The 15050-nt window shown below is 54.3% G+C and carries 15 protein-coding genes; 2 read left to right on the forward strand and 13 right to left on the reverse strand.

The annotated features are described in order from the left end of the window. Window positions 1-88: 88 nt before the first annotated feature. The 10 genes from NYE26_RS29695 to NYE26_RS29740 all read right to left on the reverse strand — a co-directional run bounded on the left by NYE26_RS29695 (window position 89) and on the right by NYE26_RS29740 (window position 10590). Window positions 89-376 carry a DUF6509 family protein gene (locus tag NYE26_RS29695; protein ID WP_076081434.1) on the reverse strand — a complete coding sequence of 96 codons (288 nt, stop codon included), beginning with the start codon at window positions 374-376 and terminating at the stop codon, window positions 89-91. 33 nt (window positions 377-409) lie between these two features. Then, window positions 410-1498, reverse strand: a complete 1089-nt coding sequence (gene rlmN, locus NYE26_RS29700; RefSeq protein WP_036722765.1) for a 23S rRNA (adenine(2503)-C(2))-methyltransferase RlmN — start codon at window positions 1496-1498, stop codon at window positions 410-412. Window positions 1499-1690: 192 nt separating this feature from the next. Continuing rightward, window positions 1691-2047, reverse strand: a complete 357-nt coding sequence (locus NYE26_RS29705) for a nucleotide excision repair endonuclease (RefSeq protein ID WP_036722768.1) — start codon at window positions 2045-2047, stop codon at window positions 1691-1693. 211 nt (window positions 2048-2258) lie between these two features. Then, entirely contained in the window at window positions 2259-3446 is a 1188-nt protein-coding gene (locus NYE26_RS29710; protein WP_339252196.1) for a nitric oxide synthase oxygenase, read from the reverse strand. Window positions 3447-3493: 47 nt separating this feature from the next. Next, entirely contained in the window at window positions 3494-4342 is an 849-nt protein-coding gene (locus NYE26_RS29715; RefSeq protein ID WP_339252198.1) for an EcsC family protein, read from the reverse strand. Window positions 4343-4461: 119 nt separating this feature from the next. Further along, a complete protein-coding gene (locus NYE26_RS29720; protein WP_339252200.1) occupies window positions 4462-4785 on the reverse strand; it encodes a hypothetical protein in 324 nt (107 codons plus the stop codon). A 573-nt stretch (window positions 4786-5358) separates the two neighbouring features. Continuing rightward, complete coding sequence (locus NYE26_RS29725; protein WP_339252202.1) at window positions 5359-6780, reverse strand: hypothetical protein; 1422 nt, start codon at window positions 6778-6780, stop codon at window positions 5359-5361. Window positions 6781-7015: 235 nt separating this feature from the next. Beyond that, entirely contained in the window at window positions 7016-7561 is a 546-nt protein-coding gene (locus tag NYE26_RS29730) for a hypothetical protein (protein WP_339252203.1), read from the reverse strand. Window positions 7562-7637: 76 nt separating this feature from the next. Beyond that, window positions 7638-9629, reverse strand: coding sequence for an FAD-dependent oxidoreductase (locus NYE26_RS29735; RefSeq protein WP_209868738.1), 1992 nt, complete (start codon window positions 9627-9629; stop codon window positions 7638-7640). 139 nt (window positions 9630-9768) lie between these two features. Next, window positions 9769-10590, reverse strand: a complete 822-nt coding sequence (locus NYE26_RS29740; protein ID WP_339252206.1) for a MerR family transcriptional regulator — start codon at window positions 10588-10590, stop codon at window positions 9769-9771. A 205-nt stretch (window positions 10591-10795) separates the two neighbouring features. Here NYE26_RS29740 and NYE26_RS29745 point away from each other — a divergent pair, with 205 nt between their 5' ends. Next, window positions 10796-11899, forward strand: a complete 1104-nt coding sequence (locus tag NYE26_RS29745; protein WP_339252208.1) for a UvrB/UvrC motif-containing protein — start codon at window positions 10796-10798, stop codon at window positions 11897-11899. A gap of 96 nt (window positions 11900-11995) precedes the next feature. Then, complete coding sequence (locus NYE26_RS29750; protein WP_339252210.1) at window positions 11996-12844, forward strand: GNAT family N-acetyltransferase; 849 nt, start codon at window positions 11996-11998, stop codon at window positions 12842-12844. Here the strand turns inward: NYE26_RS29750 and NYE26_RS29755 are convergent. The 3 genes from NYE26_RS29755 to NYE26_RS29765 all read right to left on the reverse strand — a co-directional run bounded on the left by NYE26_RS29755 (window position 12841) and on the right by NYE26_RS29765 (window position 14987). Further along, complete coding sequence (locus NYE26_RS29755) at window positions 12841-14076, reverse strand: alpha/beta hydrolase (RefSeq protein ID WP_339252212.1); 1236 nt, start codon at window positions 14074-14076, stop codon at window positions 12841-12843. The genes NYE26_RS29750 and NYE26_RS29755 overlap by 4 nt on opposite strands. A 139-nt stretch (window positions 14077-14215) precedes the next feature. Next, the gene (locus NYE26_RS29760) at window positions 14216-14650 is read right to left on the reverse strand and encodes a DUF3021 family protein (protein ID WP_339252214.1); all 435 of its coding nucleotides are present in this window, start codon (window positions 14648-14650) and stop codon (window positions 14216-14218) included. A gap of 16 nt (window positions 14651-14666) precedes the next feature. Then, window positions 14667-14987, reverse strand: coding sequence for a LytTR family DNA-binding domain-containing protein (locus NYE26_RS29765; protein WP_235191764.1), 321 nt, complete (start codon window positions 14985-14987; stop codon window positions 14667-14669). Window positions 14988-15050: the final 63 nt, after the last annotated feature.

A 15050-nucleotide genomic window follows, 5' to 3' on the forward strand; every position in this document is an offset into this window, starting at 1 on the left:
TGAACGCGAATCTATTTGTAGATTTGCACAAAAAAAGGAACTGCTGAAATCAGCAGTTCCTCTTTCTTAAGACCGTTGCCGCCCTGTCCTATGCAGGAACATGCTCCGAACAGAACTGAAGCAGCGCGGCTTCCTCATCTTCTTCCATATCGAAATCGAGCAGCTGGCCTGACGAGGTCTCCAGCAGATCGTAGCTGACAATGCTTGTCTGCTCTTCTTCCACTTTGACAATCACGCGGGCGGACACGCCGTTCTCCACGTACAGCTCATCATCCTCTGGCACATCAATATTCACGACGAACTCATACCGCTTGCCGCTTAGGATATTAAAAGGATCTCTTACGTTCTCCACGGTGTAGCTTGTAAATGTCAACAAGTTGCATTCCTCATTTCTCAATTCACTGCCAGATTATTGTAACACAGTATCTGCGGCTTTGCCTTTGGTCTTCTTGATCTGCTTGCTGCGCAGCTGTCCGCAGGCCGCATCAATATCGACGCCCTGCTCGAGCCGGGTGCTGACGCTGACGCCCTGCTTCTTCAGCGTATCGAAGAAGGCACGCACCGATTCCCGACTGCTCCGCTGATACTGGCTATGCTCGTCCACGGGATTATACGGAATCAGGTTGACGTTCGCCAGCTGGCGGCGGTCTCCGATCAACTCGGCCAGCTCCAGCGCATGCTCCTCGCGGTCATTGATATCCTTCAGCAGGATATACTCCAGCGTGATTCTCCGGTTCGTCTTCTCCAGATAGTAATCAATCGCCGGCATTAACTTCTCTATAGGAATGGCCCGGTTAATCTTCATAATCTGTGTCCGCAGCTCATTATTTGGGGCATGCAGCGAGATCGCCAGATTGACCTGCATATTGGCGTCGGCGAATTCTCTGATTTTGTCCGCCAAACCGCTGGTGGATACGGTGATTCCTTTGCCGGCAATCGCCAGGCCCTTGTGATCCTTGATGGTAATCAGGAAGTTCAGCAGATGCCGGAAGTTATCGAACGGCTCGCCGATCCCCATAACCACGACATGGGTGACCTTCTGGCCCAGACCAGCCTGATCCAGATAATGCTGGACCTTCATAATCTGCTCCACGATCTCGCCGCTGGTCAGGTCCCGGCTCTTCGCCAGCAGCCCGCTTGCACAGAAGCTGCACCCGATATTACAGCCGACCTGAGTGGTGACACATACGGACAAGCCGTACTTCTGCCGCATCATCACTGTCTCAATCAGGTTGCCGTCCTGGAGGCGGAAGAGGAACTTCACCGTACCGTCGGCCGATTCCTGCTTGACATGCTCTTCCATCGTCTGAAACACATAATGCTCTTCCAGCAGCTCTATGCATTCCTGATTCATTCCGTCCATCTCGGCGAAGCTGGTGATCCGCTTGCGGTACAGCCATTCCCAGACAGCAGCGGCCCGGGATTTCTTGTGGCCATGCTCCAGCAGCCATGCCGTCAATTGCTCCAAAGTCAATCCATAAATGGATTCTTTATTCATTTCATATCCTCTTTTCAAAACATTAAAGTTCAATCTATCTATTCTACCTTGACAGGGACATTAGCAGCAACAATACCTTATTGTCTCAAATTTCGTTTATTAAAACAAGAGGAAAACGCTGCGGAGTTGGGTGCTTGAAGCAGGAAAAATAAAAAGCGCAGTCCGCAGGGACCACGCCTTTTCCATCAAACCTTATTTATACAGAACCTTCTCGACATTGTACTTCGCGCGAAGCTTGTTCACGATGTAGGTCTCATAAATCTCTCTGTCCACCGGATCTTCGACGAGGCAGACTTCGATGCGGGTAACCTCATCGCGGTGGGGCTTCATCACGGATACATTATCCTCGAAATGCTTCTTGATCCGCGGTCTTAGCTTGCGGGCCTTGCCCACAAACAATAGCTCGTCCTGATCATTGTAGAACATGAAGATGCCGCCGGCTTCGCGGGTAATCAGGTGGAAATCGGTGAATCCGTAAATATGGCTCAGCTCAGGGTTAGCTTGCTTGTAAATAATAACTTCCGGTGACGGAATGGTAATGCTGATCATTAAGCTTCACTTCCTCATTGGATATAGAAATAAATAGTATCACAGAATGGGTAACGTGACTATTTCTATCTTGCGCAAATTGGCTCATAGGTTACTTGCGCTTCGGCTTCAATTCCGGCATGCCTAGCGTAAGCGCCATATTGCACAGCATCGAATTAGCCAGGAAGGTGCTCACCTTCACCTCAGGATGCGCAAACCCGGCAGCTATTGATCAATCACTCTTCATAGACTGATGAAAAGCACAGCCCTTCACTTCTGCAGCCTCAGCGCCATGCTGCTGAGAATCAGCCTCCTTCTTCCGGTAGACGAAGCGCGGGCTTAGCTGCAAATCGCGCAGCTTGTTGTCATTCCAGATCGGTGTAGAGGAAGGCGACATCGGCGGAATCAGCCAGCCCCACTTGCCTGAAACTTCCCGACCCTGCTGCTGCTCCTGTTCCTGGAAGCGGACGAACTGGTCTGCCGCTGTATGATGATCCACAATACTGACCCCGGCCTGCTTGAAGGAATGGAGTACTGCGCGGTTCAGCTCCAGCAGTGCCCGGTCCTTCCACAGCGAGGTATTCGTGGAGCGGTCCAGGCCCAGAAGATCAGCCACCGCAGGCAGGCGGTTGTAACGGTCCGTATCACCGAAATTCCGCGAGCCGATCTCCGTCTCCATGTACCAGCCATTGAATGGCGCTGCCGGGTAACGGATGCCGCCGATCTCCAGGCACATGTCCGAGACAATCGGAACGGAATACCAGCGCAGGCCCAGCTCCGTGAATTGCGGGATCTCCGGGTGGCTGAGCGGCACCTCCTGTACAAGTCCTGCCGGGATAGGGAAGCAGCGGGGTTCCTCCCCGCCGATGCTGATTACGAGCGGCAGAATGTCGAAATCACCGCCCGTGCCCTGCCAGCCCAGCTTGAGGCAGACGGCGGTGAATTCATCCGAAGCCGGATCACCGGCACGCGGATGCTCACCGTCCCCGGGATAACCGGCATAGCGGATCAACTGATGATTCCAGATCCGAATAGCACGGCCTTGCTCCTCTTCACTGCGGAAGACGGTAATGACCGGCCGGATACGGCCGCCGTTATTCGCATGCTTCATATGATGCAGCAGCGCCTCCGCGACCTCCTCTACCGTCTCTGCTCCGCGGGCGTCAATCACATCTAAGGAATGCCAGAACAGTCTTCCGATGCAGCGGCTGTTATGACGCCAGGCCATCCTTGCCCCGTGCGCCAGTTCTTCTCCCGTATGCCTGTATGTACCTGTGCGCTGCAACTCTTCGCGTATGTCCGCCAGACGCAGGTCCCGTTCATCCTCTGTTAACCCCAGTTCCTGATAGCAGGCCGTAATGAAAGACTCCGCCTGCCCGATCAACTCCTGAGTGTTATGCTGTGGAGCTGTGTGTTTCATCTTCTCTCTCCTATCCAAGCATTGCCTGCTACAGTTCCCTCAGCGTATCATCTCTGCTCCAGCTCTGCCAGTCTGGAGATAATCCGTCTTTTGCGGTAGAGCATCCTTGCAGCCTCCGTGACCTCCTCCAACGTCTTCCTGTTGAGGTAAGCGCCGAAGAACATACCAGCGACAGGAACGGTCTGGAGCAGTTTTTTCCAACCCCAATTGTCACGGTATACAGTCACTACCTCCTTCCAGCCCTGAATCCTTGATACGGTCTCTTTGGTTGCGGCCAGAATATTACCGTCCCCGCCCGCCTGCAGATTCAGCTCCTTCAGCAGCGTACGCTTTCCGACCACATCGGAGGAGGCGAACTGCATCACCTTCACGGTGAAGATCCGCTCTGCCTTATCGGTCGGATCGTAGCCATAACACAAGCCGATCTCCTGGATCGCCTTCAAGGAGAGGCCCAGGACAGCCGGAATATCGGCAGCCAGTGTGAAAATCCCGCCGAAGCCCGTAGTCGCCCCCTGGGCCGTAGCCGTATTCCGGCTCCGCTCCGCGAGCTTCAGTGCCGCTGCATCCATGACAGCCAGCGGGAACGGCCCAGTAGAGGGAGCGCCCGCCGCCCGGCTTGTCTCTTCCATCAGCTTGCCCACCTTGCGCCCGGCCACCAGATAGTTACCGCCGTTCTGGATGTAGCCGCCCAGTTCATCGAGCAGCCGGCCTACCTTATCGTGGATAATCTTTGGCGTAATTGCATCAAGCAGCTTGAACGGCAGCCGGGTTATCCGGTCCCAGATCATCAGCCTATTCTGCTCTTTCTCCCACCTGGTAATCTCCTTAAGCGCGGCATACAGCATCTCCGGTGTCTCCGGAGGACTCCATGAACCGGTGTTGTCCGCTTCTGGCATAGGTATGTACCTCCCCTGAATGGTCTCGTCATTACCTTATAACCTATTTCACAGCAAATGATTGCACAAGTCCCCCATTCGCCCCTCGGGCACCATCAACAGCAAACAGGCACCCCGGATCAACTCCGGGAATGCCTGTTCACCATAGCCTGGTTCAGGCTTTGATCCTGTGACTCGCCTACCTGCCCATCCAGCGAAGACAATCTGCGCTTCTCTTCCTCCAGCCTCTCTTGGACCAGTCCTACCCCTTGTCTGCCGACCGAGCCTTCCGGGGCATGGAGCACAGCTTCTTCAGCGTACTCCAGGCTGTTCTCTGCCTGATCCATCATCTGCCCGATCGGATGACTCGAAGCCTGGGTTACAGCATTGTGCAGCTTCGTCACCGCATCGTGCGCCTGATCCACCGTACTGTTGGTGCGCAGACTAGATTCGTAATGCTTCATATTATACTTCCCCCTCCATCACAATGTCCGTTCTTCTGTAGGATGGATTAGGGAAGGAAATCTTATGCGGATTCTAGGCGCGGGGTTCACCCGGGGAGAATATTTATCTGGTTGTGGCGGGCAGCAACTGGTGCTACGTGTGATTTGGGGGAACAGGCTGGTTTCTGGAAATAACGGCGCTGGGGTCCGTATGCGCACGGGCGGGTGGAGGTGATTGTCCCCTTTTCGCTCACTCTTGTTCCATGCGGACCGTACGGACGTTATTACTCTCAAAACCGTGGCCTTTCGCTCCATGCGGACTGGAGAGACCTTATCCCTCCATAAGCAAGGCCGAATTGGGCCAAATGGGAGCAATAAAGGCTCTGGAGTCCGCATGGGTTCGAAAACAGGCTGATTTCTGGAAATAACGGCGCTGGGGTCCGTACGTACCTGAGTGGCGGAGGTTATGAAGTTACAGCGCTCAGGTCTGTGTGTACTGGAGTGGTGGTGGCTCTGGAATTACGGCGCTGGGGTCCGTATGCGCCCGGGCCGGTGGAGGGTATGGTACCTTAAGCGGTGCCTATTAAACGGTGCCTACACCAGGAACATGGCGACTATGGTCATTGCCGTAAGGCCCAGCAGGACCGGCTTCAGATTGCGCCGGGCCAGCTCGAACGGGCTGACGCCGCAGATCGCAGCGGCGGGAATGAGCGCCCACGGGATCAGGGTGCCGCCGCCGACCCAGATGGCGGCCACCTGCCCAAGGGCGGTCAGCGTTGCCGCCCCGGAGTGGATCGCGGCGGCGAACAGCCCGGCAATCGAGCCGGCCAGCGAGATGCCGGAGAATCCGGAGCCGTCGAGGCCGGTAATCGCCCCGATTACCGTCAGCGTTACGGCTCCCACCACCCCGTTCAGCGGCACGTGATTCGCCAGGGCCACACCCAAGTCGTTCACGATGCCGTGCGAGCCGTCCGGCAGCACCTTGCCGTACAGCTCAGTGAAGGCTGCGTCGCCCAGATAGAAGAAGGCGGCAATCGGGATGACCGGCCCGAAGACCTTGAATCCGAAGGTGAAGCCTTCAATAAGATAAGCGGTTATTTTCTCCAGGCCCTGCCCCTGGCCGCGATGGGCCAGCAGGGTAATGACAATCAGGATCAGCACGGCGGTTCCCCCGACCAGCGCGGTAGCATCTCCGCCTTGCAGGTGAAGCACGAACATGCCGATCACATCCAGCAGGAAGAGCAGCGGAATGGCGATCGCCAGCCCTTTGCGCAGACGGTCACTCATGAGCACTGGCTGGTCATCATCCGTCCCCGCATCAGCCGGCGGCTCTGCTGCTCCCGGGGAAGCGACCAGGCCGTCTCTCCAGGTGCCATTCTTCTGGTCGCGCTTCATCATCCAGAATGCGCTCACCGTCGTGACTATCCCCATCACAGCAACCAGGGGGATACTGGCTTGCATCACGCTAGACACTGGAAGACCGGCGGCATCCGCCGTCAGCTTCGGAGCGCCTTGAATAATATAATCGCCGGAGAGGGCGATCCCGTGCCCGAACAGGTTCATGGCTACCGCTGCGCCCAGCGCAGGCAGACCGACCCGGACCGCCACCGGCAGCAGAACCGCCCCGACCAGCGCTACCGCAGGGGACGGCCAGAAGAAGAACGAGGTCACCATCATAATCAGTCCGATTCCCCAGTAGGCCATCGCCGGTGTGCGCAGGAACCGGGTGAGCGGAGATACCATCGTCTCGTTGATGCCTGTTATAATCAGAATCCGGCTCATCGCCACGATAATGGAGATAATCATTATGGTGCCGAGCAGCTCCTTGGTTGCATAGACAAAAGAATTAAAGATCCCCGACACCGACCCGCTAAGCGTCGCCGTCGCCAGCAGCCCGAGCGCCAGAATCCCGGTCACACAGATCATGGTCGTATCACGCCGCTTGATCAGCAGCGCCAGAATGAACACAATAAACACCAGATACACCCAATGAATCGCAGTAAGCTGGATACCCATTAGCCATGCGCCCCCTTTCCACTTACAAATAGCAAGCAGGTGCTATATGCTATGCAGGAGGATAGGCTATTGTTCGCGCACTCGCAGACCGGGAGGACCGCCAAGTAGAAACAGTTTTTCGAATACATCCGGCTCTCCATTTTACTTATTTATCCCGCTTCCCAACGCCATAGCAAAAAGACCCCTGCCTCCACCTCATATGGATTCAGGGATCTTATTTGCGGATTACACTCTGTTACCGGTGCCTGCCTGCTCTTCTGGCCCGGAGGAACGCTAGCTGCTTCAGTCTGTCCTGATCGTATAAGCTGCCCGCGATTTCCGGTTGCCCGGTATGTAGATGGGTAATCTCCTGTACGGCTGCTGGTCTGGGGGCGGCAGGAAGAAGGGAGGAGGTTCCGTCCCTGTGAACGATCAGACTATGGCCGGGTGAGGAGTGCGGCTCGCGCACATACTCGTCAAGATAGCCATACACCTTACGTTGCATCACAGGATCTTTGCTCATCTGCTGCAGAATATTCGGAGCGATTATAAGCTCCCGCTGATCACTCCGGTCCCCTGCGCCGGTCTTCTCCCCCTTGCTGCCATCTTTGGCTACCGCCATAATGCGGACGGACAGCCTGTACCTTGCCTTGATTCTGCGTGCCTGATCCTCAATTGCCGCTCCCACAGCTGCCATCATCTCCGGGAAGCTGAGCGAAGATGAACCGGCAGAAGTGTGGTCCGCCTGTTGCGGTGAGCGGGTCAGCGAAGCGGCGTTGATTCGTGATATGGGAATATACATCGGACGCTCCTCTTCTCGCGCGTAAAGTTCAGGACAACTCTTTATCGGCAAAAAGAGGAAAATTACTTATAAAGGGCTATTCCTTAGCCAATGCGCCCGCTGCCGCATCCTCGCCGCCAAGCCGCCCGGAGGTGAAGGAGTAGCCCAGTCCAACGCCGTTGCCTACATAGGTATCATTGAAAAGCACCCCTTCGGACTCCACGCCCACGGCGTACAGCCCTTTGACCGGCAGACGCTTATCATTCAGCACCTGGAACTTGGTATTGACCAGCAGACCGCCTACTGAACAGAGGTTGTTGATCTCGGCAATAACGGCGTAATACGGCCCGCTGCTGCCCATAGGAACCAGATATTCCTTCGCCTTGCCGAACTCCGTATCGGTGCCCGTCTTCGCTGCTTCCTCATAGAGCTTGAACTCAGCGGTAAATACTTCAGGGTCCATCCCTGCATTCTTCGCCAGCTCCTCCAGTGTATTGCCCTTGAAGCCGTCGCCGTTCGCTACCATGGATTCGAAGACTTTATCGGCATCCTTCCATGGCTGCTCCAGCGTGAACTTGTCTGTATAGGAGGCATAGAATTCCGGCGGCATGCCCGGCAGCTTAGGTGCCTGAACCCCCTTCATCCCCTTGGCCTTAAGGGCATCCAGCTGCGCCTGCGAGACAATCACCAGATGATATGCTCCGTTAAAAGCACTGGTATTCGCTGCCGCAACCGCTGTCAGCGTCGCCGCTTCATCTCTGAATCTCGCGCCCGAAGGGCCGACATTCATCAGGGTTGGCAGGTAAGACAGCATCATCGGATAGCTGGCTTCAAACGGCTCATACTGCGTCTTCAGCTTGTCTGTAGCTCTGGCCAGCGTCTGGTGCAGCATCTGCCCGCCGAAGTTATCCGGCACCTTCGCGCCGATCTCCCAGGACATCTTCAGCCCCTCGCCAATGTTCTGCCCAAGCCCGCCATTGACGCCTTCGAAGCCAAAGGCTTCCTTAACCATCTCTTTATTCCCGGCATACCCGCCGGTAGCCATTACAACGCTTGCCCCTGCAATCTCCAGCGTTGTTCCGTCAGACTTCTTGGCCACGACTCCGGTCACCTCTCCATTAGCGCCAGTCATCAGCTTCTGCGCGGTGGCCTCCGTGATCACCTGTCCGCCGCCCTTCTCTACGGATGCTGCAAGCATCTTGCGCAGCAGCTCCTGGCGGGTCTCATAAGGAGGCAGCATATGGAGCTGTTCCCCGGCGAAGTTCAGGAAGGTGGTGGTGTAGCCCTTGCCGGTCAGCCAGTCATAGGTCTCGCCCGACTTCGTAACGTATTGGCGGATCGCCGCCGCATCCACACGCCAGTGATTGTTCACGATCCAGTCGGCAATTTCCTTCTCGACTTCTACTTTCAGCCCGCTGCTTAGCGCGGCCGAGGAGTTGTAGAATTTGCCCGCCCAGGACAGGTTGCTCGCGCCGCCGATCGTCGCTGTTTTCTCGATCAGGATCACCTTCGCGCCCTTATCAGCTGCCGATACCGCTGCCGACACACCGGACGCACCTGCACCAACCACGACCACATCTGCGGACAGCTGCTCGGTCTTGCCTTCTCCCGATTTCACTACAGCCTTTGTTTTAAAAGCCTCCACATTGCCGCCCGCCTGCTTAAGCGCATCCTCCACAGCGGTCAGAATCGCCTTGCTGGACTCGGACGCACCGCTGACGGCATCAATATTCAGGGTCTGGCCGGATAGAATCTCCTCCTTGACCTTGTTGATCGCCTCTACCCCGATTCCGGCGGTTTCGTTCTGGCTGACCACATTGATTCCGGTAATGACCGAATGATCGTCAAGAGTTACCTCAACCTGAATCTTGCCATCCTTGCCTTCAGCCTCTGCTTTATAGGTTCCCGCTTTGAAGTCTGCCGGTACAGCACTTGTATCCGCTGGCTGTGACGCCTGCGGCGAAGCGGACGGCTGCTCTGAAGCTGCCGGTGCGGCGGAATTGTTACCGCTGCAGCCGCTTAGTAGCGACAGGACCAATACCAGACATACGGTGATTAGGAACACTCGTTTTGTTGCTTGCTTACGCATCAATTTCTCCCCCTGTGTGGTTAATGCAGCCCCGTTTCTCTCTAATGGGACTGTTGACTACCGCACAAAGTGTAAACCTTGGTACTGTACCAAGGTCAATGAACAATATGTGAAACTTTTCTCAAAGTAAGATGAACGCTTACTCCGCTTCAACCGGAATATTAATCTCCAGATACGTTTTGCTGCCGTTACCCGTGCGCTCAGTGAACAGGATTTTACCGCTGATATCCCCGCTAATCTTATAATTCCTTGCCTGCACATACTCTAGCATGAACCCGAAGGCCCCCCGCTCCAGGTAATCCTCGTGGCCGCTGACAATGACGGCAGAGATGCAGGTAGCCGGCTCCAGAACCTCCACGCTGTCGTTCAAGTTAACGCCAAGCTTCACCTGATCCTCTGCAAGCAGGCCAAGTCCCCAGCTATACTCCAGCTCCCCTAGTCCACAGACGCATTCGCCTGCCTTATTCTCAACCCGGAAGGAATAAAAGGTGAACGGCAGCAGCTCCATCCATGCCTGGACCGTGTCTTTGATATCCTCCTTTTGCAGCAAATGATTCTTGTTCGTCTGCTGAATCCGATACATGCCCGGCACCTGCTTCATCTTGCACGTATATAGAGATGCGCTAACCTCCGCCAGCTCCGCCTGAATCTCCTGAATCTTGCCGAGCAGCAGCCTGCTGCGCCGGATCTCCTCCTCCAGCTGCATACCCGCGGCAGCAATCGATTCCATCACTTGCTCACACGGCGCGTCCTTAATCAATCCGGCTACATCCTGAAGCGGAATCTGCATGCTCCGGTACCATCTGCTCGTCAATAGATTCCGCGCATCCAAATCATTGAAATACCTGTAGTTATTATGATGATCCTTCATCGGCCGGACAATATCATGTTTCTCATATAAGCGCAGTGTATCTGCCGTCACTCCAAGAATGGATGCAAATTCACCGATCGAATACTTCATCAGCAGCCCCCCAGCTTACTTGATCGCATACGCTCATGCCTGTCGTTCATGTCATTAATGATAGAGGGTTTGACCAGGAGACATTGTGGGTTATGTCACACCGCTTCTGTCTGAGCACTGAGCGGAGCTTTTCCTGTCGCAGGTGGCGGTGGCATGGTCTATACTTGAAGGATACGGAAGAATTTGACGAACGGAGGCGGCTGCCATGCCCGCACATCTAACAGACAAGGTCGCCAGCCTGCCCTTGACGCCTGGCGTATACCTGATGAAGGACGGCCTGGGCCATGTGATTTATGTCGGCAAGGCGAAGCAGCTGAGGAAGCGGGTCCAGTCTTATTTTTATAATAATAAGGGACATTCTCCCAAGGTGAAGCAGCTGGTTAAGCATATCCGTGATCTGGACTACCGGCTGACCGACACGGAGCTGGAGGCCTTCATGCTGGAATGTCAGCTGATCAAAGAGATCAAGCCGATGTATAACCGCAAAATGAAAAATCCGCTCGCCTACAGCTACATTTCCATCGTGGACAAAGCACCTTACCGGCAGATTGAGATCGGCTACGAGCCAAGTACAGAGGCAGGCGGCCTCGTCTATGGCCCTTATACCAGCCGGAGTACGGTCGAAAGGGCGGTGCTGGGCATCAAAGAATCACAGCGCATTCTGTGCAGCAGCCCCCATTCCCGCAACTCACGGTGCCTGAACCATTCGCTGGGCTTATGCATCGGCATGTGCGGGGGCGGGGAGGCAGCTGTGGCACAGTATGAAGCCGTTATAGACGAGATTATTTGCTTACTGGAAGGCAGAGACAGCGTAATTATAACCGGACTGGAAGCCCGCATGGAGGAAGCTGCGCTGCGGTTCGACTTCGAGACCGCCGCCAAATTCCGCGATTATCTGGGGGCGGTTCACTCGCTGCTGCAGAAGGAGCAAGTGATCGAATTCACCGGAGCCAACAAGAATATTATCGTGCTGGAGCCAGTAGACGAGCACTCCCATAAGCTAATCCTGATCAAGGGCAGCGTCATCCTCTTCCGCACCCTGCTGGCAACGGAAGCCCTGAATGAAGGGCAGCTCACCGGGATGATCGCTGCATCCGCCCGGGAGGTCTTCCACAGCAGCAGCCAGACCGCCGCTACGGAAGAGATGAGCCGCCACAAGATCGACGAGGCACAGATCATCTACAGCTACCTGAAGAGCAGCTCCAGCCATTATCTGCTCGTCCCGCCAGAGTGGCTGGAGGATGAGGGTTTGACGGGGTTAGAGGAAGGGATAGCGGAACTCGTTCAGTCTTCTGTCTTGGATATGTAGCAATTGATTATAGAGAAACTCTACCATCAGTCCCCTGATGAATCATGTCATAATTTGTATGATCGTTGAAGATTCGTTGAGTACAGGAGGACATTGATGAACATACAGATTATTCATCCCGAAGCAGACCAGTACGGGAACAGCAGAGAGAATATCTTCATTGCTTTGGGTGAGCAAGGAGATTACCTGGGCAGTGCCTATGCCTATCCGGCGATCAATCATCACCAGACACCGGATACCCCATATCTGATCTATATAAGCGTTGACCCCGCTGAACATTCGGATGAAATTGTACAGCAGGAAGTTAGCCGGGAGCTGTTTAACCAAGTGCTGATCCGGGCGAGAGAGCTGCGGGCATTACGGCCGGACTTAACCGCCAGAATCTACGGCGAATTCCAAGCAGACCAGAAGCAGCGTGACTTTTACATAGGGACCCAGTTCGAAGCAAATTACAGCATAATTATGGAGGCCTCTATTGCGGAAGGCTTCACTTACAACCTGCCGGAAGAGATAACCGTGCAGCCGGAGGACCTTCATTCAGAGGACAGACGGATAGTCTACAAAGAGCGGTACGATACCATATTTATCACCCCACTCAATCTGGACACACTTGCGGAGCAAGGCAGACATCCCCATTTCCGCAATCTTTCGTTTAGGCGGGACGGCAGGCTGCTGGGAGGCTGTACCTTTTGGGCGGCAGATGTCTGCGGTTATATTGAAACGCTGTATGTTATGCCCGAAGCCCGGGGAACCGGAATCGCCAAGGTGATCATGCATTATATATTTGATTATTTCTTGGCAAATGGGATGAATCTGGCCAGACTCGAAGTCTGGGAGCTGAACACCCGCGCCGTTGCACTGTACCGGTCCTTAGGATTCACTAAGGTGGAGCAGAAAACTATGTTTCCCGGAATCACCTTACAGCCGCCGCTGCATCCCCTTTAATACAACGCCTGCGGCGCAAACCGGCCGATGCCTTTTAACGTATAGTCATAGAATTCAAGAATTAGCCTGTTTATGGTCTCAATACAGTAATACTTATCGATATCCGCCTGCCCGCGCTGCAGCATATTCGCAAGGATCGGGGAGAACAGCGGCAGATCGGTCAGGCTTAAGTGCTTGGCTCCCTCAAAATGAACGGTATACGCATCCTTGAAGTTCGGATTTCCAGTGTTATTCGCTGCGTAAGCCGAGTTCTTCCCGATCTGTCTCCACACATCGTCCGTGTATATGTTCAGCAGCGGTACGCGGTAAGGCTCATCTTTGGCCGCCAGATCATTCATCTTCCGGTCATACACCAGCTCGGTGAAGAACGGGGCATCCAGATTGACAACGGCATCCACATCGCTGCGCTCCCGGCCGAGCGCCACGCTTGCCGCACCCCCCATGGAGTGGCCGATTACGCCAATGTGCTCCATATTGATGCGTTGGTACACGGGGTCATAGTCCCTTCCCGCCTTCTTCAGGATATTATCGATTACCAGATTCATATCCCCGGTCCGCAGCTTCATCCATTTTTGCGTAAGGCCGTACAGCTCCTCCATGGTGTAAATCCCGTCTTTGTTGGAATCGTTAACTTCCCGCATATAATCAGCATTAATCATAGTGACCTTCCCGTCCACGCTCTGTGTATAAAAGGAATGGTAAGGATGATCGACGGATGCCACAACATAGCCGTGACTGGCCAGCTCCGTGAAGGTTGAAGCGTTGCTCTCTCTAACCCCAAAGGCGCCATGGGAAAAGACGATCAGCGGGTACGTTCCCTCCGCGTGGCCGGGATACCAGAACTCCACATTCACCCTCCGGCGCTCTCCGGTATCCGTAAATCCCTCCATCCGGTTAGGGTCCGTATAGGTGTACACAGCCGTTCTGACCTCATATTCCCCGGTCACTTCAGGTGCACGGTACTGCGGGAATAGAATAGGCGGGATAAGTGAGATTAGCAGCGCCACAGCGGTTAGCAGCCTTTTCCACACCCGGGTTGAACGTCTGGACGGTCTCACGCCTGTCTTCTTGCGGAGCAGATCAACCGAGCCTTTCAATGCAAAAATAAACAGCAATGCCGCCAGCAATCCCCAACTAAAACCCCACTCGATCACAGGGGACAATGTCAGAATAACGAATACGATAAACAGGGTAATTCTAATCCAGCTTAAGAGCTTGATGCGGCTGTGCATAGGGATTCTCCTTTTCGCGTTAGGTGATGAACTCATCATAAAAAACTGCGAAAGGGGTGTATACCCATTTACGGTAAGCTGTAGCTACAGGGCAATAAGATGCATAATACCCCCACATAGCGCGGCATTACCTACGGAATCACCCGCGAATTTCCTGCTTCACAGCCTTCAGTCTCTCATTAATCTGCTCCGCTTCCTTCTTATCCTTCTCATAGGACAGCAGACGGACAATGGCATAGACTACAGCGATTTGCAGGGCAAACAGAAGTGCAGCGGACACACTGGCTATAACTCCGATCAGGCTGGCAAGGGCAATCAACAGAATCTCCAGCAGGAGAAAATGAATCACAATTCTAACACGCATCGCCTGCTCGCTTACCTCGTTAGGAGCGTACAACATCATGCCTGTCAAGGCTCCAAGCAGGGAGAATCCCATAATCGTATAGATGGATATCAGATCAAAGGCGAGTTCCGGCATAAAAATCTGCCGCAGCACCGTAATGATAATGATGATGGATGCGAAGATAACCAGAAAATCGCGGATGATATCTTTGACAACCTCAGAACGCTTCATGCTGTGATCCCCTCCTTTATAATCCAAGTCTTTGTTTCAGTACGGGCACATACTGTCTTGAAATGACTACACGTTCCCCATTATCAAGCAGTGCTGTGAACCTGCCGCTGAGGGACGGACGCACACTTTCGATCTTGGCGATATTCAGAATCGTGGATTTGGAGGCGCGAAAACAGTTCTTGTCCCGGCACAGCTCCTCCAGCTCATACAGCTTCTGCTTCACTTCATGCACCTGGTTCTCGCTGTAGACAAACACTTTGCCGTCCACGGCTTCGAAATAATAGACGTCACTGAGCTTGATGCGGCTGACCCGCTCTTCCTGGACTCCCAGGAGCACAAGGGTCTCTGCCTTAAGCTTACGTACAATCTCACTGATCTCTTCGTTTGCTTCATAGCATCT

The sequence above is a fragment of the Paenibacillus sp. FSL P2-0136 genome (assembly GCF_037975325.1).
In the GTDB taxonomy this organism is placed as follows: domain Bacteria; phylum Bacillota; class Bacilli; order Paenibacillales; family Paenibacillaceae; genus Paenibacillus_AQ; species Paenibacillus_AQ silagei.

Excerpts from the sequence above, each read along its gene's own strand:
- rlmN (WP_036722765.1), bottom strand. The coding sequence starts at position 1,498 with ATGAATAAAGAATCCATTTATGGATTGACTTTGGAGCAATTGACGGCA.
- NYE26_RS29730 (WP_339252203.1), bottom strand. The coding sequence starts at position 7,561 with ATGTATATTCCCATATCACGAATCAACGCCGCTTCGCTGACCCGCTCA.
- NYE26_RS29750 (WP_339252210.1), top strand. The coding sequence starts at position 11,996 with ATGAACATACAGATTATTCATCCCGAAGCAGACCAGTACGGGAACAGC.
- NYE26_RS29720 (WP_339252200.1), bottom strand. The coding sequence starts at position 4,785 with ATGAAGCATTACGAATCTAGTCTGCGCACCAACAGTACGGTGGATCAG.
- NYE26_RS29735 (WP_209868738.1), bottom strand. The coding sequence starts at position 9,629 with ATGCGTAAGCAAGCAACAAAACGAGTGTTCCTAATCACCGTATGTCTG.
- NYE26_RS29755 (WP_339252212.1), bottom strand. The coding sequence starts at position 14,076 with ATGCACAGCCGCATCAAGCTCTTAAGCTGGATTAGAATTACCCTGTTT.
- NYE26_RS29715 (WP_339252198.1), bottom strand. The coding sequence starts at position 4,342 with ATGCCAGAAGCGGACAACACCGGTTCATGGAGTCCTCCGGAGACACCG.
- NYE26_RS29745 (WP_339252208.1), top strand. The coding sequence starts at position 10,796 with ATGCCCGCACATCTAACAGACAAGGTCGCCAGCCTGCCCTTGACGCCT.
- NYE26_RS29705 (WP_036722768.1), bottom strand. The coding sequence starts at position 2,047 with ATGATCAGCATTACCATTCCGTCACCGGAAGTTATTATTTACAAGCAA.
- NYE26_RS29725 (WP_339252202.1), bottom strand. The coding sequence starts at position 6,780 with ATGGGTATCCAGCTTACTGCGATTCATTGGGTGTATCTGGTGTTTATT.
- NYE26_RS29740 (WP_339252206.1), bottom strand. The coding sequence starts at position 10,590 with ATGAAGTATTCGATCGGTGAATTTGCATCCATTCTTGGAGTGACGGCA.
- NYE26_RS29710 (WP_339252196.1), bottom strand. The coding sequence starts at position 3,446 with ATGAAACACACAGCTCCACAGCATAACACTCAGGAGTTGATCGGGCAG.
- NYE26_RS29760 (WP_339252214.1), bottom strand. The coding sequence starts at position 14,650 with ATGAAGCGTTCTGAGGTTGTCAAAGATATCATCCGCGATTTTCTGGTT.